The sequence below is a fragment of the Ralstonia sp. VS2407 genome (assembly GCF_052950655.1).
Window position 1 is genome coordinate 316,389 of the sequence record NZ_JBRFVG010000004.1, and the last position, 22,234, is coordinate 338,622.

Annotated in this window: 19 protein-coding genes; 9 read left to right on the forward strand and 10 right to left on the reverse strand. The window is 65.4% G+C overall.

Features of this window, described 5'->3' with window-relative positions:
• The first annotated feature begins 164 nt into the window (after positions 1-164).
• The 3 genes from trxB (at position 165) to ACU8YE_RS09325 (ending at position 2,586) form a co-directional block, all read left to right on the forward strand.
• Positions 165-1,121 carry a thioredoxin-disulfide reductase gene (gene trxB, locus ACU8YE_RS09315; protein WP_232040706.1) on the forward strand — a complete coding sequence of 319 codons (957 nt, stop codon included), beginning with the start codon at positions 165-167 and terminating at the stop codon, positions 1,119-1,121.
• Positions 1,122-1,250: 129 nt separating this feature from the next.
• The gene (locus ACU8YE_RS09320) at positions 1,251-1,916 is read left to right on the forward strand and encodes a Smr/MutS family protein (RefSeq protein ID WP_260801960.1); all 666 of its coding nucleotides are present in this window, start codon (positions 1,251-1,253) and stop codon (positions 1,914-1,916) included.
• A gap of 46 nt (positions 1,917-1,962) precedes the next feature.
• Positions 1,963-2,586: a trimeric intracellular cation channel family protein gene (locus tag ACU8YE_RS09325; RefSeq protein ID WP_446928564.1), complete on the forward strand. Its 624-nt coding sequence runs from the start codon at positions 1,963-1,965 to the stop codon at positions 2,584-2,586.
• A 43-nt stretch (positions 2,587-2,629) separates the two neighbouring features.
• Here ACU8YE_RS09325 and ACU8YE_RS09330 read toward each other — a convergent pair whose 3' ends face one another.
• Genes ACU8YE_RS09330 through ACU8YE_RS09340 form a run of 3 tightly spaced genes read right to left on the reverse strand, consistent with a single transcriptional unit; the run spans position 2,630 to position 5,255 of the window.
• Positions 2,630-2,968: a P-II family nitrogen regulator gene (locus ACU8YE_RS09330; protein WP_004631293.1), complete on the reverse strand. Its 339-nt coding sequence runs from the start codon at positions 2,966-2,968 to the stop codon at positions 2,630-2,632.
• A 13-nt stretch (positions 2,969-2,981) separates the two neighbouring features.
• Entirely contained in the window at positions 2,982-3,608 is a 627-nt protein-coding gene (locus ACU8YE_RS09335) for a class I SAM-dependent methyltransferase (protein ID WP_446928565.1), read from the reverse strand.
• 9 nt (positions 3,609-3,617) lie between these two features.
• Positions 3,618-5,255 (reverse strand): NAD+ synthase, encoded by a 1,638-nt coding sequence (locus tag ACU8YE_RS09340; RefSeq protein WP_446928566.1) that lies wholly within the window; start codon positions 5,253-5,255, stop codon positions 3,618-3,620.
• Positions 5,256-5,310: 55 nt separating this feature from the next.
• Here ACU8YE_RS09340 and ACU8YE_RS09345 point away from each other — a divergent pair, with 55 nt between their 5' ends.
• Positions 5,311-6,543, forward strand: coding sequence for a GNAT family N-acetyltransferase (locus ACU8YE_RS09345; protein WP_446928567.1), 1,233 nt, complete (start codon positions 5,311-5,313; stop codon positions 6,541-6,543).
• A gap of 64 nt (positions 6,544-6,607) precedes the next feature.
• Here ACU8YE_RS09345 and ACU8YE_RS09350 read toward each other — a convergent pair whose 3' ends face one another.
• Positions 6,608-6,799: a hypothetical protein gene (locus ACU8YE_RS09350; protein WP_446928568.1), complete on the reverse strand. Its 192-nt coding sequence runs from the start codon at positions 6,797-6,799 to the stop codon at positions 6,608-6,610.
• A gap of 302 nt (positions 6,800-7,101) precedes the next feature.
• The gene (ppa, locus tag ACU8YE_RS09355) at positions 7,102-7,629 is read right to left on the reverse strand and encodes an inorganic diphosphatase (RefSeq protein ID WP_024975070.1); all 528 of its coding nucleotides are present in this window, start codon (positions 7,627-7,629) and stop codon (positions 7,102-7,104) included.
• Positions 7,630-7,798: 169 nt separating this feature from the next.
• On the opposite strand from ppa, the gene ACU8YE_RS09360 reads away from it, so the two are divergent.
• From ACU8YE_RS09360 to ACU8YE_RS09370, 3 genes are all read left to right on the forward strand, one after another.
• Positions 7,799-9,235, forward strand: a complete 1,437-nt coding sequence (locus ACU8YE_RS09360) for an aldehyde dehydrogenase family protein (RefSeq protein ID WP_446928569.1) — start codon at positions 7,799-7,801, stop codon at positions 9,233-9,235.
• Positions 9,236-9,274: 39 nt separating this feature from the next.
• Positions 9,275-10,033 carry an SDR family oxidoreductase gene (locus tag ACU8YE_RS09365; RefSeq protein ID WP_027680820.1) on the forward strand — a complete coding sequence of 253 codons (759 nt, stop codon included), beginning with the start codon at positions 9,275-9,277 and terminating at the stop codon, positions 10,031-10,033.
• A gap of 122 nt (positions 10,034-10,155) precedes the next feature.
• Entirely contained in the window at positions 10,156-11,490 is a 1,335-nt protein-coding gene (locus tag ACU8YE_RS09370; RefSeq protein WP_232040714.1) for an MFS transporter, read from the forward strand.
• A gap of 46 nt (positions 11,491-11,536) precedes the next feature.
• On the opposite strand, the gene ACU8YE_RS09375 is transcribed toward ACU8YE_RS09370, so the two are convergent.
• From ACU8YE_RS09375 to hemC, 3 genes are read right to left on the reverse strand one after another with little or no spacing between them, the layout of a single operon-like run.
• Positions 11,537-12,730 (reverse strand): heme biosynthesis protein HemY, encoded by a 1,194-nt coding sequence (locus tag ACU8YE_RS09375; RefSeq protein WP_232040715.1) that lies wholly within the window; start codon positions 12,728-12,730, stop codon positions 11,537-11,539.
• Positions 12,731-12,732: 2 nt separating this feature from the next.
• Positions 12,733-14,880: a fused uroporphyrinogen-III synthase HemD/membrane protein HemX gene (gene hemDX, locus ACU8YE_RS09380; RefSeq protein ID WP_446928570.1), complete on the reverse strand. Its 2,148-nt coding sequence runs from the start codon at positions 14,878-14,880 to the stop codon at positions 12,733-12,735.
• 15 nt (positions 14,881-14,895) lie between these two features.
• Complete coding sequence (gene hemC / locus ACU8YE_RS09385) at positions 14,896-15,912, reverse strand: hydroxymethylbilane synthase (RefSeq protein ID WP_260801965.1); 1,017 nt, start codon at positions 15,910-15,912, stop codon at positions 14,896-14,898.
• A 130-nt stretch (positions 15,913-16,042) separates the two neighbouring features.
• Here hemC and ppc point away from each other — a divergent pair, with 130 nt between their 5' ends.
• Positions 16,043-19,039, forward strand: coding sequence for a phosphoenolpyruvate carboxylase (gene ppc, locus ACU8YE_RS09390; RefSeq protein WP_446928571.1), 2,997 nt, complete (start codon positions 16,043-16,045; stop codon positions 19,037-19,039).
• Here the strand turns inward: ppc and ACU8YE_RS09395 are convergent, their stop codons facing one another.
• A complete protein-coding gene (locus ACU8YE_RS09395) occupies positions 19,040-20,467 on the reverse strand; it encodes an MFS transporter (protein WP_446928572.1) in 1,428 nt (475 codons plus the stop codon). It abuts the gene before it with no gap.
• A gap of 125 nt (positions 20,468-20,592) precedes the next feature.
• Between ACU8YE_RS09395 and ACU8YE_RS09400 the strand changes: the two genes are divergently transcribed.
• Entirely contained in the window at positions 20,593-21,477 is an 885-nt protein-coding gene (locus ACU8YE_RS09400; RefSeq protein ID WP_316870216.1) for a LysR family transcriptional regulator, read from the forward strand.
• Positions 21,478-21,509: 32 nt separating this feature from the next.
• Here the strand turns inward: ACU8YE_RS09400 and ACU8YE_RS09405 are convergent, their stop codons facing one another.
• Complete coding sequence (locus ACU8YE_RS09405; protein ID WP_446928573.1) at positions 21,510-22,115, reverse strand: ferritin-like domain-containing protein; 606 nt, start codon at positions 22,113-22,115, stop codon at positions 21,510-21,512.
• Between the last annotated feature and the right edge of the window lie 119 nt (positions 22,116-22,234).

A 22,234-nucleotide genomic window follows, 5' to 3' on the forward strand; every position in this document is an offset into this window, starting at 1 on the left:
CAGCACAAATGCGATGGCAAGGATTGTAACGCGGCCCTATCACCGCCATTGGAATTTACAACCGGGCGGACGAGGGGGTGCCACTTTATAATGGCGCCCGTCACCCTCACCTAGCCTGCACGGCGGCGCTCCACCCCTCGTGCCGCGCACACACAGAACGCATCATGGCAAAACACGCAAAAGTGCTGATCCTTGGCTCCGGCCCCGCCGGCTACACGGCCGCGATTTACGCTGCCCGGGCCAACCTGAACCCCGTGCTGGTTACCGGTCTGGCGCAGGGCGGCCAGCTCATGACCACCACCGACGTGGAGAACTGGCCTGCTGACAAGGAGCACCTGCAGGGCCCCGAGTTGATGCAGCGCTTCCTGGAGCACGCCGAGCGGTTCAAGACCGAAGTGCTGTTCGACCACATCCACACCGCGCATCTGAACGAAAAGCCGATCCGCCTCGTGGGCGATTCGGGTGAATACACCTGCGACGCGCTGATCGTCTCCACCGGCGCTTCGGCCCAATACCTGGGCCTGCCGTCGGAAGAAACCTTTGCGGGCCGTGGCGTGTCTGCCTGCGCAACGTGCGACGGCTTCTTCTACAAGGGCCAGGAAGTGGCCGTGGTGGGCGGTGGCAACACCGCTGTGGAAGAAGCGCTGTACCTGGCCAACATCGCCAGCAAGGTCACGCTCATCCACCGCCGCGACAAGTTCCGCGCCGAGCCGATCCTGATCGACCGCCTGCATGAGCAGGAGAAGAAAGGCAAGATCGCGATCAAGACCAACATGGTGCTCGACGAGATCCTGGGCGATGACTCCGGCGTGACGGGCGCGCGCCTGAAAGGTACGAACGAGAACGAAGGCAAGATCGAAGAGCTCAAGGTGGCCGGCGTGTTCATCGCCATCGGCCACAAGCCGAACACCGACATCTTCCGCGGCCAGCTCGACATGAACGACACGGGCTACATCCGCACGAAGAGCGGCCTGGACGGCATGGCGACGGCCACCAATATCCCGGGCGTGTTTGCCGCCGGCGACGTGCAGGACCACATCTACCGCCAGGCCATCACCAGCGCCGGCACGGGTTGCATGGCCGCACTCGACGCCCAGCGCTACCTAGAAAGCCTGGAATAAGCTTCACCGCCCCGGTTTTCCCGGGCGCAAACAACGCGGCCGATGGGTAACCATCGGCCGTTTTGCCATATGCGGCGCCTTCGTATAATCGACAGACGCTCCATCCGATGTGCACGCCTGCCCTTCACCATGAAACGCGCTTCTTCCCCCGCCAACAAGCTCAGCCTGACCGACCTGGCCGGCCTGCGTGACCAGCTCAAGCACGAGACGGAGGCACGCGAAGCCGAACGCCAGCGCGCCGAAGCCGCCGCGCGCAAGGCCGCAGAAGAAGCCAACGTGTTTCGTGCCAGCATCGGCGAGGTCAGCGCGCTGCGCCAGAACAAGCGCGTCGAGCATCCGCGCAATCCGCCCGCCCCGGATCCCGTGCATTCGCGTGCCGAAGAGCAAACCGTGCTGCGCGATTCGCTGTCGGATGAATTTGACGTGGACAACCTGCTGGAAATCGACGACACGCTTTCCTACCGCCGCCCCGGCATCGGCGACGACGTGCTCAAGAAGCTGCGCCGCGGCGAGTGGGCCACGCAAGACCAGATCGACCTGCACGGCATGCGCCGCGAAGAAGCCCGGGAGGCACTGGCCGCCTTCCTGCGCCGCGCCGTACAGCGTGGCGTCCGCTGTGTGCGCGTGATCCACGGCAAGGGCCTCGGCTCGCCCGACAAAACGCCCGTTCTCAAGGGCAAAGTGCGCTCGTGGCTGGTGCAGAAGGAAGAAGTGATCGCTTTTGTCGAGCCGCGTAACACAGCCGGGGGCGCTGGCGCGGTGCTGGTGCTGCTGCGACAGCCGCACGGCTCCTGAACCCCAATCCTCCCATTCGCCCGCTCATCACAAGAACAACACGCATATGCACGTGACCCGCCTGCAGTTGGTGATGCACTGGGTGGAGATCCTCGCGGTCTTCTCGTTTGCCGTCTCGGGACTGGCGGAGGCCAAACGGCGCCGGCTCGACGCCGTGGGCGCGTTCATCGTGGCATTCCTGACCGCGTTCGGCGGCGGCACACTGCGCGATCTATTGCTGGATCGGCGGCCCTTCTACTGGATCGAGCACGAGCAATATCTGCTTGCGCTGTTCGTGATGAGCCTGTTCGCCAACTGGGTGATCCGGCTGGTCAGCCAACTGGTGTCTGATCGCGTGCTGATCGTGGCCGACGCTATCGGTATGGGGCTCTTTGGCGTGCTGGGCACGCAACTGGCGCTCGATGCGGGTGTGCCGATCTTCGTGTCGGTGATGATGGGTGTGATCACGGCGGCGTTTGGCGGCCTGCTGCGCGACGTGGTCTGCAATGAAGTGCCGATGCTGCTGCGGGACAATCACCCGTACGCAACGTGCGCGTTTCTCGGGTGCTTCCTTTACGTCGGGCTGACGCACACGGACTTGCTTCCGAGCGTGTCCGTGGTGATCGCAACGCTGGCGATCGTGATCGGGCGGCTGGCCACGCTGCGCTGGAACATCACCCTGCCGCGTTGATCAGCGCTGACCGGCGCGAGCGCGCCGGCCACGGGCCGCGGCTTCAGACCGCTGCTTCGTCCTTCTCGCCGGTGCGGATGCGGATCACCTGCTCCACCGGCATCACGAAAATCTTGCCGTCGCCGATCTTGCCGGTCTTGGCCGCCTTGACGATGGTGTCGATCACGTTTTCGACCTGGCTCTCGGCCACCACCACCTCGATCTTGATCTTCGGCAGGAAGTCGACCACGTATTCCGCACCCCGATACAGCTCGGTGTGGCCCTTCTGACGGCCAAAACCCTTGACCTCGGTGACGGTCAGGCCGGTCACCCCCACGTCGGCGAGCGACTCGCGCACTTCGTCCAGTTTGAAGGGCTTGATGATGGCGGTGATTTGTTTCATGGTGTCTCGCTCACTAGTTGGTGAAGTATTCAAGCGTCCAATAATACTGGAGCCGGTTAATGCGCACATCCTGGGCGATGCCGGCCACGGTCTGCAGCAGCGTCGGATCGTCGGGAAAGTTCTTCAGCACATCGTGCTCGCTGCCGTCGCGCAAGGGGCGGCGCTGCCACGTGTTGCCATGTTCGTCGTTGTAGGCGATGGGCGTGCTTGAGCCGAACACATACTGGTTATCGAACCACAGGACACGCACGCCCGGTCCAAGCGCGCGGTGCAGCCCTTCGACGTGCTGGCGCAAGTCCTGCAACGGCACATGCGACCACCAGCAACCTGCCGTCATCACGTCGAATGTGCCCGGCGCAAACGGCAGCGCGTCATTGTCGGCACGCACAAACGACGCTCCGGGGATGCCCTTGCCGCGCGCGATGCGCAGCACGGTGTCGTTGAAATCCGCGCCGACGATGCTGCGCGCTTCCGTCATCGCTTCGGTCCAGAAACCGGTGCCGCATGCCAGATCCAGCACCCGCGCGCCGCGCGTCAGCTCGCGCACGCGCGCCTTCAACCACGCCAGATCGCCCTGCCGCTCGGGCTTCGTATAGATGCGCTCGTATTCGGGAGCGCGCTTGGCGTAGTAGTCGAGCATGGCGGCGGCCTATTCTTTGAAGCGCGACGTGATCGGATACCGCCAGTCGCGCCCGAACGCCCGCTGCGTCACGCGGATGCCCACTGGCGCCTGACGCCGCTTGTACTCGTTGATCTTGATGAGGCGCACGATCTTCTGCACGTCGGCCTCGGCAAACCCTGCAGCGATGATGTCGGCCACTGGCTGGTTCTGCTCCATATAGCGCTGCACGATGGCGTCGAGCGCGTCGTATTCGGGCAGGCTGTCCTGGTCAGTTTGGTTCTCGCGCAGTTCGGCCGACGGCGCGCGGGTCAGGATGCGCTCCGGAATCACTTCCGACAACGCATTGCGGTAGCGGCACAGCCGGTAGACCAGCGTCTTGAAGATGTCCTTGATGACGGCAAAACCGCCGGCCATGTCACCGTACAAGGTGCAATAGCCGACCGCCATTTCGCTCTTGTTGCCGGTCGTCAGCACGATCCGGCCGCTCTTGTTGGACAGCGCCATCAGCAGCGTGCCGCGAATGCGCGCCTGGATGTTCTCTTCCGTCGCATCTTCGGGCAGCCCGCGGAACTCCTCCGCCAACGCGCCCTTGAATGCGTCGAACATCGGGCTGATGGCGATTTCGTCGTACTGCACGCCCAGGCGGGCCGCCATGTCGCGGGCATCCACCCACGAGATATCTGCCGTGTAACGCGAGGGCATCATCACCGCGCGCACGCGATCGGCGCCCAGCGCATCGACGGCAATCGCCAGCACCAACGCTGAATCGACGCCACCCGACAAGCCGATGATCGCGCCCGGGAAGCCATTCTTGCCGAGGTAATCGCGCACGCCCAGCTTGAGCGCCTCGTACACCCGGGCTTCAAGCGGAGCTTCCGGCACGATCGTGCCCGGCAGCGCGCGTCCGCCGTCGAACTGCGCGTAGCCGACGCCCTCCACAAACTGCCCCATCCGCACGACGACGTTGCCTTCGGCATCAAGCACGAACGAGCCGCCATCGAAGACGAGCTCATCCTGCCCGCCGACCAGGTTCGCATACACATGCGGCAAGCCCGATTCCTTCACCCGGTCACCAATGATCCGTTCGCGCAGGTCTTCCTTGTCGAGGTGGTACGGCGAGGCATTGGGGATCAGCACAACCTGCGCGCCGGCGGCCTTGGCGTAGGCCGTGGCCGTGGCATACCAGGCGTCTTCGCAGATGACGACGCCGAAGCGCGTGCCATCCACTTCAAACACAAAGGGCTCGGTGCCGGGCTGGAAGTAGCGCTTCTCGTCAAAAACCTCGTTGTTGGGCAGCTCCAGCTTGTTGTACCGGCCGACCACGCGGCCGTCCGCGACCACCGTGGCGCTGTTCGTCGGCTTTGGCAGCACGCCCGGCGCCGGGGCTTCCAGCGAGAGTTGCGGGTGCCCGATCAGCACGTGCAACCCCGGGAAGGCGGCCAGTTCGGCGATCAGCGCGTCGAGCGCGCGCGCGCTGGCATCGATAAAGGCCGGGCGCAGCAGCAGGTCTTCGGGCGGATAGCCCGTGAGCGACAGTTCGGGCGTGAGCAGAATGCGCGCACCAGCCTGGTGCGCTTCGCGCGCAGCGGCGACGATGCGGGCAGCATTGCCGGCGAAATCGCCGACGGTGCAGTTGATCTGGGCGAGAGCGACAGAGACGGTCATGGGGGCAATGTGGATTGCAAGCGCGGCATTCGAAGCTGGAATTAGAATCGGCGGCATGACTTCTCGCCCCCTTGCTCCCGAGCCCCAAGCGCGCGCTGGTTCGCGACACGAATTGGCCAATTATCGCACGCGACTTGTGACCGATCTGCGCGACATCGGCCGCAATGCGTGGGACGCCCTGCTCGCCCTGCAGCCCGAGGCGACGCCCTTCCTGCGCTTCGATTTCCTGCATGCGCTGCATGAAAGCGGCAGCGCATCGCCTGACACCGGCTGGTCGCCGCAATACCTGACGCTGTGGGAAGACGGCGCCGACAGCGAAGTGCTCGCTGCGGCCGTACCGCTGTATGTGAAGGGCCACTCCTATGGCGAGTACGTCTTCGACTGGGCGTGGGCCAATGCCTACGCGCAGCATGGGCTGGAGTACTACCCGAAATGGCTGTCGGCCGTACCGTTTACACCGGTACAGGGTGCGCGGTTGCTGGCGCGCGATGCGGCTGCGCGTGCGGCGCTGCTCGACACGTTGCTGGCGGTTGCGCGGCAGAGCGAGTTGTCATCGCTGCATGTGCTCTTTCCCACCGCTGGCGAGGCCGAGCAGATGCGTGCGGCCGGCATGCTGCTGCGGCAAGGGGTGCAGTTCCATTGGTGCAATCCGGGCTTCGCCAGCTTCGACGACTTTCTGGCCGCGCTGGAGCAGAAGAAACGGAAGAACATCCGCGCCGAGCGCCGCCGCGTGCACGACGCCGGTATCACTTTCCGCCACGTGCCTGGCGCAGCGGCGACAGACGCCGACTGGCGCTTCTTCCACCGCTGCTATCGCACCACCTACCGCGAGCATCACTCGTCGCCGTATCTGAACCTCGAGTTCTTCCGCCAGATCGGCCAGACGATGCCGGAAAACCTTCTGCTGGTGGTCGCCTCGCGCAACGGCAACGACATCGCCAGCGCGCTGCTGGTGGTCGACACGCGACCGGAAGCGTCGGTCATGTACGGCCGCTACTGGGGCGCGATCGAGCACCACCCTTGCCTGCACTTTGAGACGGCGTATTACCAGCCGCTGACGTACTGCATCGCGCACGGCATCCGCACATTCGAAGGTGGCGCGCAAGGCGAGCACAAGATGGCGCGCGGCTTTGAGCCGGTGGCGACGCTGTCGGCACACTGGCTGGCGCACCCGGCATTTGCCGATGCAGTGAGTAGGTTCCTCGACCGCGAAACGGCAGGTATGGAGGCGTATCTCGACGAACTGACAGACCGCTCGCCCTTCAGGCAGCGACCAGAATCGGATTAGCAGGAGAAAACAGCGGAGGCAGGAAAGACAGCGTCCGCACGAACGGCGGACGCGGAGATGAAACTTAGGGCGCGGAAGGCTTCTGGTGAGCGATCACGCAGTGTGCAGTGTTTGAATCCACCGCCACAGGGGCCGATGCGACGGCACGCTCGCCAGCGTGGGCAGCGTCCGGCGGCCCAACCAGCAGCGCCCACACAGTGAATGCGGCCATGGCCACAGCGGAAAGCACGGGAACGACAACGGTCTTGTTCAACATCGCAGTACCAGGGGTTGGAGTCAAACTTGACGGGGAGTCTAGAGGGGCCGTTTCCGGTGGGCAAATGAGCGTTTCTTAAATCTCTGTGTAGCAGAACTACCGGGCGGTAAGTATGCACAATTCGTGAAAAATATCATGGAACGCATACTGCAGCCCTGTCCCGGGTGCAAATGGCGGCCGGACGCGAGTCGACAAATCTCCGCGTGCTGCGCTGATGACCGCTGCGCAAAGAAAAAATCCCGGCGCTCCATCCGGAGGCCGGGATTTGTCAGACATGCCGTACGGCAAAATCCTGAAATCGCTTACTTCTTATAGTTGGCAACGCCGTCGGCGATTTCCTTGTGGGCTTCTTCAATGCCGCCCCAGCCTTCGACCTTGACCCACTTGCCGGCTTCCAGCGCCTTGTAGTGCTCAAAGAAGTGCTTGATCTGGTCCAGCAGGTTCTGGCCGATGTCCGACAGGTCGGTCATGTGAGCCGTGGCCGGGCTCAGCTTGTTGACAGGCACGGCAACCAGCTTGGCATCCACGCCGGACTCGTCCGTCATCTTGAGCATGCCCAGGGCACGGCAGCGCACCACGCAACCGTGGATGAGCGGGAACGGCGTGACGACCAGCACGTCGACCGGGTCACCGTCGCCCGACAGCGTCTGCGGGATGAAGCCGTAGTTGGCCGGGTAGCGCATGCCGGTGCCAACGAAGCGGTCCACGAACAGCAGACCGGTTTCCTTGTCGGCTTCGTACTTGACCGGGTCGCTTTGCGCCGGGATCTCGATGATGACGTTGAAGTCGTTGGGGATGTCCTTGCCCGGCGAGACGTTGTTGAAGCTCATGGAAATGCTCCGGAATGCGCGAAGTGCGTAAAAACGCGACGCAAATGGTTAGAAAGAAGCGTGAAAAACTGTCGGCGGGCATTATAGCTCCTGACACCCGGCCGCTTCCCCTGACAACGCCGCGCCCGTGCGAAAATCGCGCGTTGCCGATCTTTTGCAGGAACCTCCCATGCATGCCCAGCACTTCATCGCCAACCGTCTGATGTCGCCCGACTCGGGGATGCGCATCAAGGTGTTCGATCCGTCCGACGGCCAATCCTTTGCCGAGATTGCGCGCGGCAACGCCACCGACATCAGCGTGGCCGTGCATGCGGCACGGCGTGCGTTCGAGGGCGTCTGGGGCCAGTTGGCGCCTGCCGAGCGCAGCCGCTTGCTGATGCGCGTGGCCCTGCGCCTGGCCGATCACGAAGAAGAGTTGGCCCGCCTGGAAGCCCGCGACACCGGCAAGCCCATGCGCCAGGCCCGCGCCGACGCCCGCGCCGTGGCCCGCTACTTCGAGTTCTACGCCGGTGCGGCCGACAAGCTGCACGGGCAAACCATCCCCTACCCGGCCGATACCACGGTGCTGACCGTGCGTGAGCCGCATGGCGTGACGGCGCACATCATCCCGTGGAACTACCCGATGCAGATCTTCGGGCGCAGCGTGGGCGCCGCATTGGCAGCGGGCAACGCGTGCGTGGTCAAGCCGGCGGAAGACGCATGCCTGTCGATCCTGCGCGTGGCCGAGCTGGCCGCCGAGGCAGGCCTGCCCGATGGCGCACTCAACATCGTGACCGGCTATGGCCACGAAGCGGGTGCCGCACTGGCGGCGCATCCCGGGATCAACCATGTGTCGTTCACAGGGTCACCGGAAACGGGCAAGGCGATTGTGCGTGCGGCCGCTGAAAACCACGTGCCCGTGACGCTGGAGCTGGGCGGCAAATCTCCGCAGATCGTGTTTTCAGATGCAGATCTGGAGGCGGCCATTCCGGCCGTGGTGAACGGCATCATCCAGAACGCCGGGCAGACGTGCTCCGCCGGCAGCCGCGTGCTGATCGAGCGCAGCATCTACGAGGCGATGCTGGACCGGTTGGCCACGGTGTTCGAATCCATCAGGGTCGGCCCGTCGTCGCTGGACCTGGATTGCGGCCCGCTCATCAATCCCAAGCAGCAGCAGCGCGTGTGGGATTTCGTCTCGGATGCGCAGCACGCCAACATTCCGGTGATGGCGCAGGGCCAGGTGGTGCCCGAGGCGCCCGAGACCGGCTACTACCAGGCGCCGATGCTGCTGCGCGATGTGCCGCACACGCATCGCCTCGCGCAGCAGGAAGTGTTCGGCCCGCTGCTGGCTGCCATGCCGTTCGATAGCGAAGCCGAAGCGCTTGCCCTGGCCAACGGCACACCGTACGGCCTGGTGGCCGGCGTGTGGACGAACGACGGCGGCCGCCAGATGCGCCTCGCGCGCAAGCTCAGGGCCGGCCAGGTCTTCATCAACAATTACGGCGCGGGTGGCGGCGTTGAATTGCCCTTCGGCGGGACGGGCCAATCGGGTCACGGGCGCGAAAAGGGCTTTGAAGCGCTCTACGGCTTCACCACGCTCAAGACCATCGCCATCCGTCACGGTTAAGGCGCAACGCAGCATCCACCCACAACACGAGGAGACATCATGCGGCTTGCCGGCAAAATCGCCATCGTCACGGGCGCGGGTTCGGGTTTTGGAGAGGGCATTGCCAACACCTTTGCCCGCGAGGGCGCGCGCGTCGTCGTCAATGACTTGAATGCGGAGGCCGGTGAACGCGTGGCCAGCGCCATTCGCGTGGCCGGCGGCGATGCACATTTCGTGCAGGCCGACGTCTCGAATGGGGACTCCGTCGCCAAACTGCTCGGCGCCACGCTGGCGCGCTATGGCGATCTGCACATCGTCGTGAACAATGCCGGCACCACGCACAAGAACAAGCCGCTGCTGCAGATCACCGAAGACGAGTTCGACCGCGTGATGGCCGTCAACGTGAAGAGCATTTACTGGACGGCGCATCACATCGTCCCGCACTTCCGCGAGCGCGGCGGCGGCGTGTTCGTCAATGTGGCATCCACGGCGGGCATCCGGCCCCGCCCCGGGCTCGTCTGGTACAACGCGAGCAAGGGCGCTGTCATCACTGCCAGCAAGGCGATGGCGGCGGAGCTTGGCCCCGACAAGATCCGCGTGAACTGCGTGAACCCGGTGATGGGCGCTACGGGCCTCATCGAGCAGTTCATGGGCGTACCCGACACGCCCGAGAACCGGGCGCGCTTCCTGGCGACGATCCCGATGGGGCGGCTTTCCACGCCGCAGGATGTAGCCAACGCATGCCTGTATCTGGCGTCGGACGAAGCCGAGTTCATTACCGGCACATGCCTGGAAGTGGACGGCGGGCGCTGCGTATAAACCCTGCCGGCGGGCGTCTTGGCGCGCCCGTCCGAGAAGCGCAGAATGCTGTGGCGGTTTTCCGGGCCGAGGTAGGTAACGAGGAGCACTCGGCCTGAACTCACAATAACGCTGGAGACCCGATGGCCATCACCACCCCACCCACCTCACCGGTCGGCGGCGCAGGCACGCTGACGAGCCAATCCACAAGTGCATTTGAAGAAGCCACCTACCGCAAGGTGACGTGGCGCCTGGTTCCGTTCCTGCTGCTGTGCTACGTGGTCGCGTACCTCGATCGCGTCAACGTGGGCTTTGCCAAGCTGCAGATGCTGAACGACCTCAAGTTCAGCGAGACCATCTACGGCCTTGGCGCCGGCATCTTCTTCATCGGCTACTTCCTCTTTGAAGTGCCGAGCAACGTGATCCTGCACCGCGTGGGCGCGCGTATCTGGATCGCGCGGATCATGATCTCGTGGGGCATCATCTCGGCGGCCATGATGTTCGTCACCACGCCGGCCATGTTCTACGTGATGCGCTTTCTGCTGGGTCTGGCAGAGGCGGGCTTCTTCCCAGGCATCATCCTGTACCTCACGTACTGGTATCCGGCGCAGCGGCGCGGGCGCACCACCACCTTCTTCATGACGGCGATTGCGTTGTCGGGCGTGATCGGGGGCCCCATCTCGGGCTGGGCGATGAAGGCGTTTGGCGGCGTTTACGGCCTGGCCGGCTGGCAGTGGATGTTCCTGATCGAGGGCATTCCGTCGATCATCGTCGGCATCTTCGTGCTGGCCTATCTTGACGATCGCATCAGCCACGCGAAGTGGCTGACCGACGAAGAGAAAGCGCTGCTCGCCCGCAACATCGCCGCGGAAGACGCCGAGAAAGAAGACCCGCCCATCCGCACCGTCATGGCCAGCCCGCGCGTGTGGCTGATGAGCCTGATCTACTTCAGCTTCGTGATGGGCTTGTACGGCGTGAGCTTCTGGCTGCCGACACTGATCAAGCAGACCGGCGTGGCAGATCCCTTCTCGGTGGGCTTGCTGACGGCGATTCCGTACGGCGCGGCAGTCGTCGCCATGGTCTTGGTGGCCCGCAGCGCCGACCGCCTGCGTGAGCGCCGGTGGCACATCGCGATTCCCGCAGTGGTGGGGGCAATCGGCCTCGTACTGTCGGCCGTGTGGCACACCGACACCACGCTCGCCATGGCCGCCCTCACGCTCGGCACCATGGGCATCCTGACCACGTTACCGCTGTTCTGGAGCCTGCCGACTGCGTTCCTGGCCGGCACGGGCGCTGCCGCTGGCATTGCGCTCATCAATTCGCTGGGCAACCTTGCGGGCTTCCTGAGCCCCTACGCCGTCGGCTGGCTGAAAGACGCCACGCAGAGCACGGATTCCGGCATGTATTTGCTGGCTGCATCGATGGTGCTGGGAGCGATCCTCACGCTTTCCGTACCGGCACGGATGGTGAACAAATAGGCGACGCCACCGGCAAGAAAAAAGGCCGGGGTGACCCCGGCCTTTTTCATTTGACTGCAAGCAATGCGCTTTGCCGGTAGTGGCGCTGCGCGTCTTCCATGCGCTCGGTCTGCTCGAACATCTGTGCAAGCGCCAGATGTGCATGGGCGCGGAGGTTGCCGGAGTGATCCGCATCGGCATACTTCAATGCCGACTCCAGGTTCGACTGCGACTTCCCCCAGAGCTGCTCCTTGAAGCACAGCATGCCGAGCGTGTAGAACAGATCGGCATCCACCGGATGCTGGGCGAGCCATTTCTCGGCTTGCTGGATCAGCGGCAGCGCCTTGCCCGGCACCGCGCAATCGGCATAGCGGCGGATCAGGCGGCTATCCCAATGCGTCTTCAGGCCGTCTTCGACGATGCGCTTGGCGTCATCGGTGCGGCCAAGCTGCGCGAAATACAGCGCCGCCTGCGACGCAATGCGCGGCGAGCGGCGTTCTTCCGTGGTCAGCTCGCGCCAGAAGCTGTTCAGCGCATCGGCATCGTGGCGGCGCTCGGCCAGCAGCGTTTCACACGCCATCTGCTTGAGTCGGGCGGCCAGCACGGAATGGATGGCGTTGCGCTTTTCCAGGGCGCGCGTCAGGCGCAGCACCTCGCTCCAGTTCTTCAGATGCTGATGCGCACGCAGGGCAATGCGTTGCGCCTGAATCTGCCGCGAGCCCTGCGATTGCAGTTGCGCGATCTTCTCCAGCGCACCTTCCGCATCACGTGCGTCGACCAGCAATTCGGCCATCGACACAAGCTTCGCCTGCTCACGATCGGGCGAGGAGACTTCGGCCATCCACGCATCGCGGCGCTCGGTCTCCTGCATGCGGTGTGCGGCACGGGCACCGATCAGCGCGGCCGTCTCACGCTGAGGTTCCCAAGCCTGGGCTTCGCGCGCCTGGCGCTCCGCATGGCCAAAGCGCCCGGCAAACAGGCTTTCCATTGCCTCGCGCAGCGCGGCAGATGCCTTGAGGATGCGATTGCGCTCGCGATACGCCGCAGCACGCGCCGGCATACCGGCCACATGGTGGAAAAGGCGCATCACAAGATGCAGCACCACAAACGTCGCCAGCAGCGCCGCCAGCACGAAATTGAGCGACATCTCCACCCGGTACGGCGGGTAGAACAGCACGACGTTGCTCAGGTTCAGTTCCGTAAATAGCGCCAGCCCGACGGCGGCGGCAAACAGGAGCGCGACCCAGAATACCCAGCGCATGCTCACTCCTTGCCCGAACCGCGCACGGCGGCAAGGCTGTCAGCCAGCGTCGGCACCTGCAGCGTGCCAACCATCGCGCGCACCTGCGACAGTTGATTCTGCACCGTGGTCACGCGCGAAGACTGCGTATCGAAGTAGCGCGCCAGCAGCGTATCGGCGCGACCCAGATCGGCGCGGAACACGGCGTCATTGCGCGAGAGCAACGCCAGGCGCGCATTCATCAGGCGCAGCTTGAGGTTTTCACGCAGGAACCACGCTTGGTCGGAAGACAGCAGCAGTGCCTCGGTCTGATCGACGCGGCGCACCTGCACGATTTGGCCCAATTCGCCGCGCACGTCGCTCCACAGGCGCCCCCACCAGGCGCGCACGCCTGCCGACCATCCGGCGTCGTTTGACGGCATCGAGGCCACCGGCGCCGACGCAGCCGCAGCCGCGGCGTGCGCCTTCGCATTCTTCGTGGGTTTCACGGCAGCATGCGGCGCCTGCGCGGCCTGTTCCGCCTCCAGCGGCTGTGCCGACGAGATGAGCGGCAGCGTGTCTACAGCATTGATGGCGTCATCCAACCGCAGCGCAGCACCCGCCAGATCAAACGACGGCATCGCCTTGAGCTTGGCCATATCGCGCGATACCGCCCGGCGCGCGGCGTTGAACTGCGACTTGTCGAGCGTGGCCAGGCGCGCGTCAACCGTTTGCAGCGCAGCCAGTGCGCCGGCGACATTTCCCGTCAGTTGCAGTTGCTCGGCAGTGACCTCCAGCGAACGCTGGATCTCGGCGCGCTGCCAGTCATCGCGATTGCGCAGAAGGTCTTGGTTGGCCTGCTCCAGCGCGGCTTGACGATCGCGCGTTTCAGCGGTGCGGGCATCCAGCGCGCCGAATTTCTGCTGCAACTGGGAAACCGAATCCTGGTCCGCACGCGACAGCACGCGCATCTGCTGCGCCAGCGCTTCGTTCGTCTGGGCGTGCTGACGGATCTCGCGTGCCAGGCGCTCATTGCGCACCTGCAGCGCAGCCACCGCCGCCACGACCGCGACGAGCGCCACCCAGATCAGCCAACCGCCGCTGCGTGGCGCATGGTTGACCGTCATGGTGGGCGCAAACGCGGCCGGCGGAGCACTGGGCGCAGGGGCCGGGCTTGGCTTGGCTGCCGCAGATGCGGGCGCCGGTGTCGAAGCAGGGGCAGAAGCGGGAGCCGCCGAGGGAACGGGAGTCTGCGTCACAGTGGAAGAAGAAGTAGACGGGTTTGATTCAGCTGACGCCTTTGCCGGGGCTTGCTCGGCTGCCGGCACCGGCCCAGCCCACGCGAGCACGCTGGCGAGGAGCCGGTCGTCGCCGGCGCCGGTGAGCGTCACGTCGCGAAAGCCCAGCGATTTGGCCTGTTCGACGATGCGGGCGTGCGAAGCAAAACATGGTGCGCCGTGCAGCGTATCCAGATCGGCGGGCGACAGATTGGCGCGGGCCAGTTCATCGAGATTGCGGACGGCCTCGGAGCTGGTGAGCGTCCAGGCATGGCGTGCCGAAAGCACGGCACGCAAGGCGAGCCACGCCGCAGCATCGGGCACCGGCACGCTGCGGCGATAGGCTTCCACCGTGCGGACCGATGCGCCGGCTTCGCGCAGTTGATCGGCCAGCCATTCGCGGCCACCGTTGCCGCGCACGATCAGCACTTCACGGCCGCTCAACGAGGGCACGTCCAGCCGCGCGTAGAGCGCTTCGGAATCCTGGCGCGCGTCGTCGGCATGCGTGTCGGGCTTGATCACGCGGTGCGCGGGCGGCGCAACGCCGTGCTGGGCAAGCGCCTGTGCGCTCGCTGGGCCCACCACCGCTACCGGCACCTCCTGCGGCCAGTGGAAACCTTCCGGCATGGCGGCAAATGCCTGCTGCACGGCGTTAGGACTGACGAACACCACCAGTGCGTAGCGCGAGGGATCGCCCAGCGCGGCACGCAAGTCGTCGAGATTGGGGGTCGGCGCAATGTCGAGCAGCGGAAACTGATGCGTGCGCAGGCCGTGGCGCTCAAGCGCCGCCACCAGCATGGGCGCCTGCGCGCGCGGACGCGTGACCACCACCACGGGCGGGGTTGCCGGTTGAACAGGCGGCGTGCTGGATGCGGGCGACGATGGTGACAAGCGCAGTGGCAAGTGGTCGTCCATGGCGAGCCGTGGGAGTTAGGTAGCAGGTGGGGCGTCAGTGCCCAGCATGGCAAGGATGTCGCGTGCACCGCCGGCCAGCATCTGCTGGGCCACGCGCACGCCCAGTGCGTCGGCGTCGGCCAGCGTGGACGGCGTGGTTTCGCCATCCGCGGCAAGTTTGCGGGTACCGTCCTGCGAAGCGACAAAGGCGCGCAGGCGCAGCGTGCCGGCATCCGACCACTGCGCAAACGAGGCGAGTGGCACCTGGCACGAACCGCCAAGAATGCGCGAAACAGCACGCTCAGCAGTCACGGCCAGCGCTGTGGGCTCATCGTGCAGCGGCGCGAGACACGCTCGCACGTCTGCGCGATCGGCGCGAATCTCGATGCCGAGCGCACCCTGCCCTGCTGCCGGCAGCGATTCCTCCGGCGCAATGGTCGAGCGGATGCGATCGGCCAGCCCCAGGCGTTTGAGCCCGGCAGCGGCCAGGATGATGGCAGCGTAGTCGCCACGGTCAAGCTTGCCGAGGCGCGTATCGAGGTTGCCCCGCAGCGGCTGGATGACCAGATGCGGGAAGCGCGCCCGCAGCGAAGCCTCGCGGCGCAAGCTGGACGTGCCCACGACGGCGCCTGCCGGCAGCGAGGCCAGATCGGCGTAGTCGTTCGAAACAAAGGCATCGCGCGGGTCTTCGCGTTCGAGGATGGCCGATAGCGCAAAGCCTTCGGGCAATTCCATCGGCACATCCTTGAGCGAATGCACGGCGAGATCGGCGCGTCCCTCGGCCAGCGCGACTTCCAGTTCCTTAACAAACAAACCTTTGCCCCCCACCTTGGCGAGGGAGCGGTCGAGAATCTGGTCGCCACGCGTGGTCATTCCAAGGATGGACACGTCGCACGCGGGATAGTATTTTTGCAATGCAGCACGCACGTGTTCGGCTTGCCAGAGGGCAAGCCGGCTTTCGCGCGAGGCAATGACCAGCTTGGTCGGCGCCTGGGCTGCAGGAGTCGTTGCAAGCTGGGATTGACGGGAAGTCGGGTGGGCGTTGGAAGACATGCGGCAATGGTAGCACGCAGCTTTTTCGCGACAGCCCGGCTATCACGTTGAAGTGATGCAGAAAAGAGGGCCGTTCAGGCACCTTCGAGCAGGCGATTCCGCCTGCTCGCCACCCAACCTAGGAGACACCATGACGCAGCCCGCCGCGCGCCGCGCTTCCTCGCGCGCGACCACCGCCCGCAAGGCTTCGGCCGCCCCCGCCAAGACCAGCAAGACCCCCAGGGCCATCAAGGCTGCCAAACCCGTGGCAAAGGCCAATGGCGCGGACGAAGCCAACGGCGCATCACTCGGCCCCACTTCCCGGCGCTCGTCGGGTAGCGCCGCGGCCAAGGATCAGCCGCTGAAGGAAGACATCCGCTTCCTCGGGCGCCTGCTGGGCGACGTGCTGCGTGACCAGGAAGGCGGCACCGTCTTCGAAACGGTCGAGACCATCCGGCAGACTGCCGTGCGCTTCCGCCGCGACGGCGACCGCCAGGCCGAGCAGGATCTCGACCGGCTGCTGAAAACGCTCTCGCGCGACCAAACCACGTCGGTGGTGCGCGCCTTCAGCTATTTCTCGCACCTGGCGAACATCGCTGAAGACCAGCACCACAATCGCCGCCGCCGCGTGCACGCGCTGGCCGGATCGCCGCCGCAGCCGGGCAGCCTGATGCGCGCGCTGCTGTCGGCCGCCGATGAGGGCATGTCGGGCGATGTGTTGCGCCGATTCTTCGAAACCGCGCTGATCGTGCCGGTGCTGACCGCCCACCCGACCGAGGTGCAGCGCAAGAGCACGCTCGACGCACAACGCGAAATCGCCCGCCTTCTGGCCGAGCGCGACGCACCGCTCACCGCGCGCGAACGCGAACGCAACACCGCGCTGCTGCGCGCCCACGTCACCAAGCTGTGGCAAACGCGCATGCTGCGCACCACGCGCCTGATGGTGGCCGACGAGATCGAAAACGCGCTGTCGTACTACCAGACCACCTTCCTGCGCGAAATTCCCGCGCTGTACCGCGAGCTGGAAGAAGACATCGCGACCGTCTTCCCGCGTCGGGGCGCACGTGGCGAGCCGGCACCGCTGCCGCCCTTCTTCCAGATGGGCTCGTGGATCGGCGGCGACCGCGACGGCAATCCCTTCGTCACCGCAACGACCTTGCGCGACGCTGCACGGAAGCAGGCGAGCGTGATCCTCGCGTGGTACCTGGAAGAGATTCATGCGCTGGGCGCGGAGCTGTCGATGTCGACGTCGCTGGTGGACGTGAGCGCAGAGCTGCAGGCGCTGGCCGAGCGCTCGCCCGACCATTCCGAACACCGCGTGGACGAGCCGTACCGCCGTGCGCTGATTGGCGTCTATGCGCGCCTGGCCGCCACCTGCCATGAGCTGACGGGCGAAGACGCAGGCCGCCACGCCGTCGGCCCCGCTCCGGCTTACAACAACGCAGAAGAACTGCGTGCCGACATCCAGATCGTGATCGACTCCTTGGCGGCGCACCACGGCGAAGTGCTGGCCGACGCACGACTGGCGTCGCTTGCGCGCGCGATTGATGTGTTCGGCTTCCACCTGTCGTCGATCGACCTGCGTCAGGTATCGGACGTGCACGAAGCGACCGTCGCCGAGCTGTTGAAGGTTGCGGGCGTGGAAGGCGCCTATGCGGCGCTGTCCGAGGCCGACAAACGCACGCTGCTGCTGCGCGAGCTGCAACAGCTGCGCGTGCTGACGCTGCCGTTCCACGCGTACAGCGAGCAGACTACGTCGGAAATCGACATCTTCCGTGCTGCCCGCGAAGTGCGCGCCCGCTACGGCAACCGCATCGTGCGCAACTACATCATTTCGCACACCGAGACGCTGTCCGATTTGCTGGAAGTGATGCTGCTGCAGAAGGAAGCCGGCATGTTCCGCGCCGGCACGAACGGCAGCGGCGGTGCAGGTTTGGACGTGATGGTGATCCCGCTGTTCGAAACCATCGAAGACTTGCGCAACGCCCCTGAAATCATGGGCGACCTGCTCGCTCTGCCCGGCTTCGATGCCGTGCTGGCGGCGCAGGGCAACGAGCAGGAAGTCATGCTCGGCTATTCGGATTCGAACAAGGACGGCGGCTTCCTCACCTCCAACTGGGAGCTGTACAAGGCCGAACTGGCGCTGGTGGAGCTGTTCGAGCGCAAGGGCGTGCGCCTGCGCCTGTTCCATGGGCGCGGCGGCACGGTGGGCCGCGGCGGCGGCCCGACGTACCAGGCCATCCTGTCGCAACCGCCGGGCACGGTGAACGGGCAGATCCGCCTGACCGAGCAGGGCGAAATCATCTCCAGCAAGTTCGCCAATCCGGAGATCGGCCGGCGCAACCTGGAAACCATCGTCGCGGCCACGCTGGAAGCGACGCTGCTGCCCACGCGCAACCGCCCCAAGGGCCTGGAAGAGTTCGAAGCCGCCATGCAGGCGCTGTCGGATAACGCCTTTGCCGCGTACCGCAACCTCGTCTACGAAACCCCGGGCTTCAAGGACTACTTCTTCGCCACCACGCCCATCACCGAGATTGCTGACCTGAACCTCGGTTCACGCCCGGCCTCGCGCAAGCTGATGGACAAGAAGCACCGCCGCATCGAAGATCTGCGTGCGATTCCGTGGGGCTTCTCATGGGGCCAATGCCGTCTGCTGCTGCCGGGCTGGTTCGGCTTTGGCAGCGCGGTGCAACGTTGGCTGGACGATGCCGGCAACGCCAAGGCGAAGGCGGCGCGCCTGGCCACGCTCAAGCGCATGCACAAGCAGTGGCCGTTCTTTGCGAACCTGCTCTCGAACATGGACATGGTGCTGTCCAAGGCCGATCTGAATGTGGCCTCGCGCTACGCGCAGTTGTGCGATGACCGCAAGCTGCGTAACGCGGTGTTCTCGCGCATCTCGGCGGAGTTCACGTTGACCGAGCAGACGCTGGCCGCCATCACGGGGCAGTCGGAGCGCCTGGCCGACAACCCGCTGCTGGCGCGCTCCATCAAGAACCGCTTCCCGTATCTCGACCCGCTGAATCACTTGCAGGTCGAGTTGCTCAAGCGCTTCCGCTCGGGCAAGGCCGGCAGCGACGATGCACGCGTGCGGCGCGGCATCCATCTGTCGATCAACGGGATTGCGGCGGGCCTTCGCAATAGCGGCTGATCAGGCAGCCAGCGCGGTGGCGGCCGGGCGTCGGCTGATCCACGCCATCGCCATCGCGCCGGCATATGACAGCGTCATCAGGCCAAACACCAGCGGCGAGGCATGCGCCAGACCGGGCACCACCGTCACGACCGCGCCCGCCGCTGCCACGCCCAGCAAGCTTCCGGTCTGCCGCGCGGCGTTCAGCAAGCCCGACGCCGTGCCGGCCAGCTCGCCCGGCGCTGCAGACAGGATGGTCGACGTCATGGGCGCAATCGCCAGCGCGGTGCCGCCCCCGTAAGCCATCATCGTTGCACTCACCACCCAGATGTGTACCTGTCCGGTCAGCGCAGCCGACGTGGCGAGCAAACCGGCCGCGCCGATCACGAGGCCACTCAGCATCATCGTGGGCGTGGAAAAACGCGCCATCAGCTTGCCCGCGAAGATGTTGCCCGCCGACAGGCTCACCGCCATCGGTAGCATGACCAGGCCGGTCTGGCGTGCGCTCAGGTGTTCGACGTTCTGTAAATGCAGGCTCAGCACGAACAACGCGCCGTAATAGCCGAAATTCAGCAGGAACCCCACGCCGTTGACCGCGCCCAGCGTGCGATGCCCCAGCCAGGCCAGCGGCACCAGCGGCGCGCGCGCCCGGCGTTCAGCCAGGACGAACAGCACGCCGGCCGCCACCGTCAGCAGCGCGGCACCCCACACCCACGGCGATTGCGTTCCGCGCACCGGCCATTCAATCGCGGCAAAACACAGCGCCGCGAGCATCACGGCGCTCGTCACCTGCCCCGCCCAATCAAACGGCTTGGCGCGCGCAGGCTGCACGTGGCGCACGATAGCCCAGGTGCCCAGCATGCCAGCCACGCCCAGCGGCACGTTGATCAGGAAGGCACTGCGCCAGCCGTATGTGTCGACCAGCACGCCACCCAGCGCCGGGCCCACGGCTGCGGCAGTCGCGACGATGGCGCCCCACAGGCCAATGGCCCAGGCGCGCTCGCGCGGGTCTTCAAACGTGCTGCGAATGAGCGACAGCGAACTCGGCAGGAACATCGCCGCCCCCACGCCCTGCAGGATGCGCGCAGCAATCAACGTGGTGACTGAAGGCGCCAGCCCACAACCTGCCGAGGCCACGATGAACACCGCCATCCCCGCCATGAACACGGTGCGCGCGCCAATCCGGTCGCTCAGCAAGCCACCAGTGAGGATGAACGCGGCAAAGGCCAGCGTGTAGGCATCAACAATCCAGGCAAGTTCTGCGACGCTGCTGTGCAGGCTGTCGCGCATGGCGATGAGCGCCACGTTGACCACGGTCGTATCCAGCACCGCCATGAACACGCCCGAGGTGAGAATGCCCAGCGTGGCGTTGCGGCGCCATCGGCTGAGATCTGGTTGCAGGTTGCCCCGGTGAGCGGCAGCAATGGTATGGGCGTTGCACGAAGACATGGCGGAACCGTTTGGCAATTTCATGCAGCCCAGTGTAGGCTGGAGAACGCATGCAAAAAAGCAGCGTTTTTGCATCGCAACGCTGCAAATTTGCATCGCTCATCTACGAATATTCGGAGCCCGACGTGAACTGGGACAACGGACGCTTTTTCCTGGCCGTGGCGCGCACCTGCACGCTGCGCGGCGCGGCCCAGCGCCTGGGCGTGGATCAGGCCACGGTGGGCCGCCGCATCGCCGCGCTGGAAGAGGAGCTATCGGCCAAGCTGTTCTTGCGCACGTCGACCGCGCTGGTGCTCACACCCGCCGGCGAAGCGCTGATCGGCCCAGCCGAAGCAATGGAGCAGGCGGCACACACCATCGAGCGCCGCGTTGCCGGCATCGACGACCAACTCGCGGGCACGATCCGCGTGGCCACGACCGACACGATGGCGGCCACCTTCGTGCTGCCGGCCATCGCGCAGTTGCGGCAGCGGCATCCAGGCATCGACGTCGTCTGCATGGCTTCCAAGAGCATTGCCAATCTGACCAAGCGCGAAGCCGACGTGGCCGTGCGCACGCTGCGGCCGGATTCGCCCGACCTCATCGCGCGGCGCATCGGCCAAATGGAAACCGGTATCTATGCGAGCCGAAGCTACGTCGCAGCGCGCGGTGAGCCTGAGGAAGGGACGGCCTTTGCGGGGCACGACCTGGTGCTGTATCCGCGCAATGAAGTGCCGTGGATGTGGGAAGACCTGTGCGGCGAGCCGATCACGCGCGGGCGCGTCGTCTTGCAGAGCAACTCGGCGCTGGCGCTGTTCGAGGCGGTCGCCGCAGGCATTGGGATCACCGAGCTGGTCTGCCGCCGCGCGGAGGCCTATCCGGCGCTGGTGCGCGTGCTGCCCAACCGCCGCAGCATGCAGGACGTCTGGCTCGTCACGCACGCCGATCTGCACAAGACCGCGCGCGTGCGGGCCTTGCTCGATTGCATCGTCGAAGCATTCGACGCGCACAAAAAAACCGCCACACCGTAACGAGCAGCCGGTGTGGCGGCCCAACAAACCTCTCAGCTGATGAACGGCACCGGCACCGGGTCTTCACCGAGCACGGAGAGCAGCACCGCCCAATGCATTGTCTCGTCGCCCAGAATGCTGGCGGCGGCCTTGGTCAGGTCGCGCGTGTAGAAATTCGGCATCACGCCCAGATACGCTGAAGCGGCGCCCTTCTCCAGCCCGGCGGCAAAACGCAGCACGTCGGCCTGCGTCTTGAGCTGGCTGACCGGGAAGTTGTACTCCGCCACCTTCTTTTCCATGACCGGCGTACCACCCAGCTTGGACACCGTTCCCGCCAGCACCGCCGCGTGTGCCTTGTGGTGGCCCTGGAACTTCACGGCAGTCGCGAGCACGGGTTTTTGCAGCAGGCCGCTTTCCGCGCCCACCTGATATGCGGCGATGGCTTGGTACTCCAGCCCGAGCGCCACGTTCAAAATGTTGACGTCGTCTTTCACGCTGCCTGATTGGGACTGGGCCCAGGCCGGCATCGACTGCCCCAGCGACACCGCCGCCAGCGAACCCAGCGCCATCAGCCCGGGCGCGCGCAACAGCACGCGGCGGCGCGCATCGATGCGCGGGATGTCATTCTCCAACTGATCCATCTCTTTGGTTGCGTCCATCGTCGGTCTCCTTGCAGATGCGGGGAAGATGCGCGACCCGTGCAGTGCGTAGTGCGGATCGCCGGCGTTTGTCCAGCGCCTGACCGCTTATACGAAGGGCGGGCCCAACTGGATGCAAA

Excerpts from the sequence above, each read along its gene's own strand:
- trxB (WP_232040706.1), top strand. The coding sequence starts at position 165 with ATGGCAAAACACGCAAAAGTGCTGATCCTTGGCTCCGGCCCCGCCGGC.
- ACU8YE_RS09320 (WP_260801960.1), top strand. The coding sequence starts at position 1,251 with ATGAAACGCGCTTCTTCCCCCGCCAACAAGCTCAGCCTGACCGACCTG.
- ACU8YE_RS09325 (WP_446928564.1), top strand. The coding sequence starts at position 1,963 with ATGCACGTGACCCGCCTGCAGTTGGTGATGCACTGGGTGGAGATCCTC.
- ACU8YE_RS09330 (WP_004631293.1), bottom strand. The coding sequence starts at position 2,968 with ATGAAACAAATCACCGCCATCATCAAGCCCTTCAAACTGGACGAAGTG.
- ACU8YE_RS09335 (WP_446928565.1), bottom strand. The coding sequence starts at position 3,608 with ATGCTCGACTACTACGCCAAGCGCGCTCCCGAATACGAGCGCATCTAT.
- ACU8YE_RS09340 (WP_446928566.1), bottom strand. The coding sequence starts at position 5,255 with ATGACCGTCTCTGTCGCTCTCGCCCAGATCAACTGCACCGTCGGCGAT.
- ACU8YE_RS09345 (WP_446928567.1), top strand. The coding sequence starts at position 5,311 with ATGACTTCTCGCCCCCTTGCTCCCGAGCCCCAAGCGCGCGCTGGTTCG.
- ACU8YE_RS09350 (WP_446928568.1), bottom strand. The coding sequence starts at position 6,799 with ATGTTGAACAAGACCGTTGTCGTTCCCGTGCTTTCCGCTGTGGCCATG.
- ppa (WP_024975070.1), bottom strand. The coding sequence starts at position 7,629 with ATGAGCTTCAACAACGTCTCGCCGGGCAAGGACATCCCCAACGACTTC.
- ACU8YE_RS09360 (WP_446928569.1), top strand. The coding sequence starts at position 7,799 with ATGCATGCCCAGCACTTCATCGCCAACCGTCTGATGTCGCCCGACTCG.
- ACU8YE_RS09365 (WP_027680820.1), top strand. The coding sequence starts at position 9,275 with ATGCGGCTTGCCGGCAAAATCGCCATCGTCACGGGCGCGGGTTCGGGT.
- ACU8YE_RS09370 (WP_232040714.1), top strand. The coding sequence starts at position 10,156 with ATGGCCATCACCACCCCACCCACCTCACCGGTCGGCGGCGCAGGCACG.
- ACU8YE_RS09375 (WP_232040715.1), bottom strand. The coding sequence starts at position 12,730 with ATGCGCTGGGTATTCTGGGTCGCGCTCCTGTTTGCCGCCGCCGTCGGG.
- hemDX (WP_446928570.1), bottom strand. The coding sequence starts at position 14,880 with ATGGACGACCACTTGCCACTGCGCTTGTCACCATCGTCGCCCGCATCC.
- hemC (WP_260801965.1), bottom strand. The coding sequence starts at position 15,912 with ATGTCTTCCAACGCCCACCCGACTTCCCGTCAATCCCAGCTTGCAACG.
- ppc (WP_446928571.1), top strand. The coding sequence starts at position 16,043 with ATGACGCAGCCCGCCGCGCGCCGCGCTTCCTCGCGCGCGACCACCGCC.
- ACU8YE_RS09395 (WP_446928572.1), bottom strand. The coding sequence starts at position 20,467 with ATGTCTTCGTGCAACGCCCATACCATTGCTGCCGCTCACCGGGGCAAC.
- ACU8YE_RS09405 (WP_446928573.1), bottom strand. The coding sequence starts at position 22,115 with ATGGACGCAACCAAAGAGATGGATCAGTTGGAGAATGACATCCCGCGC.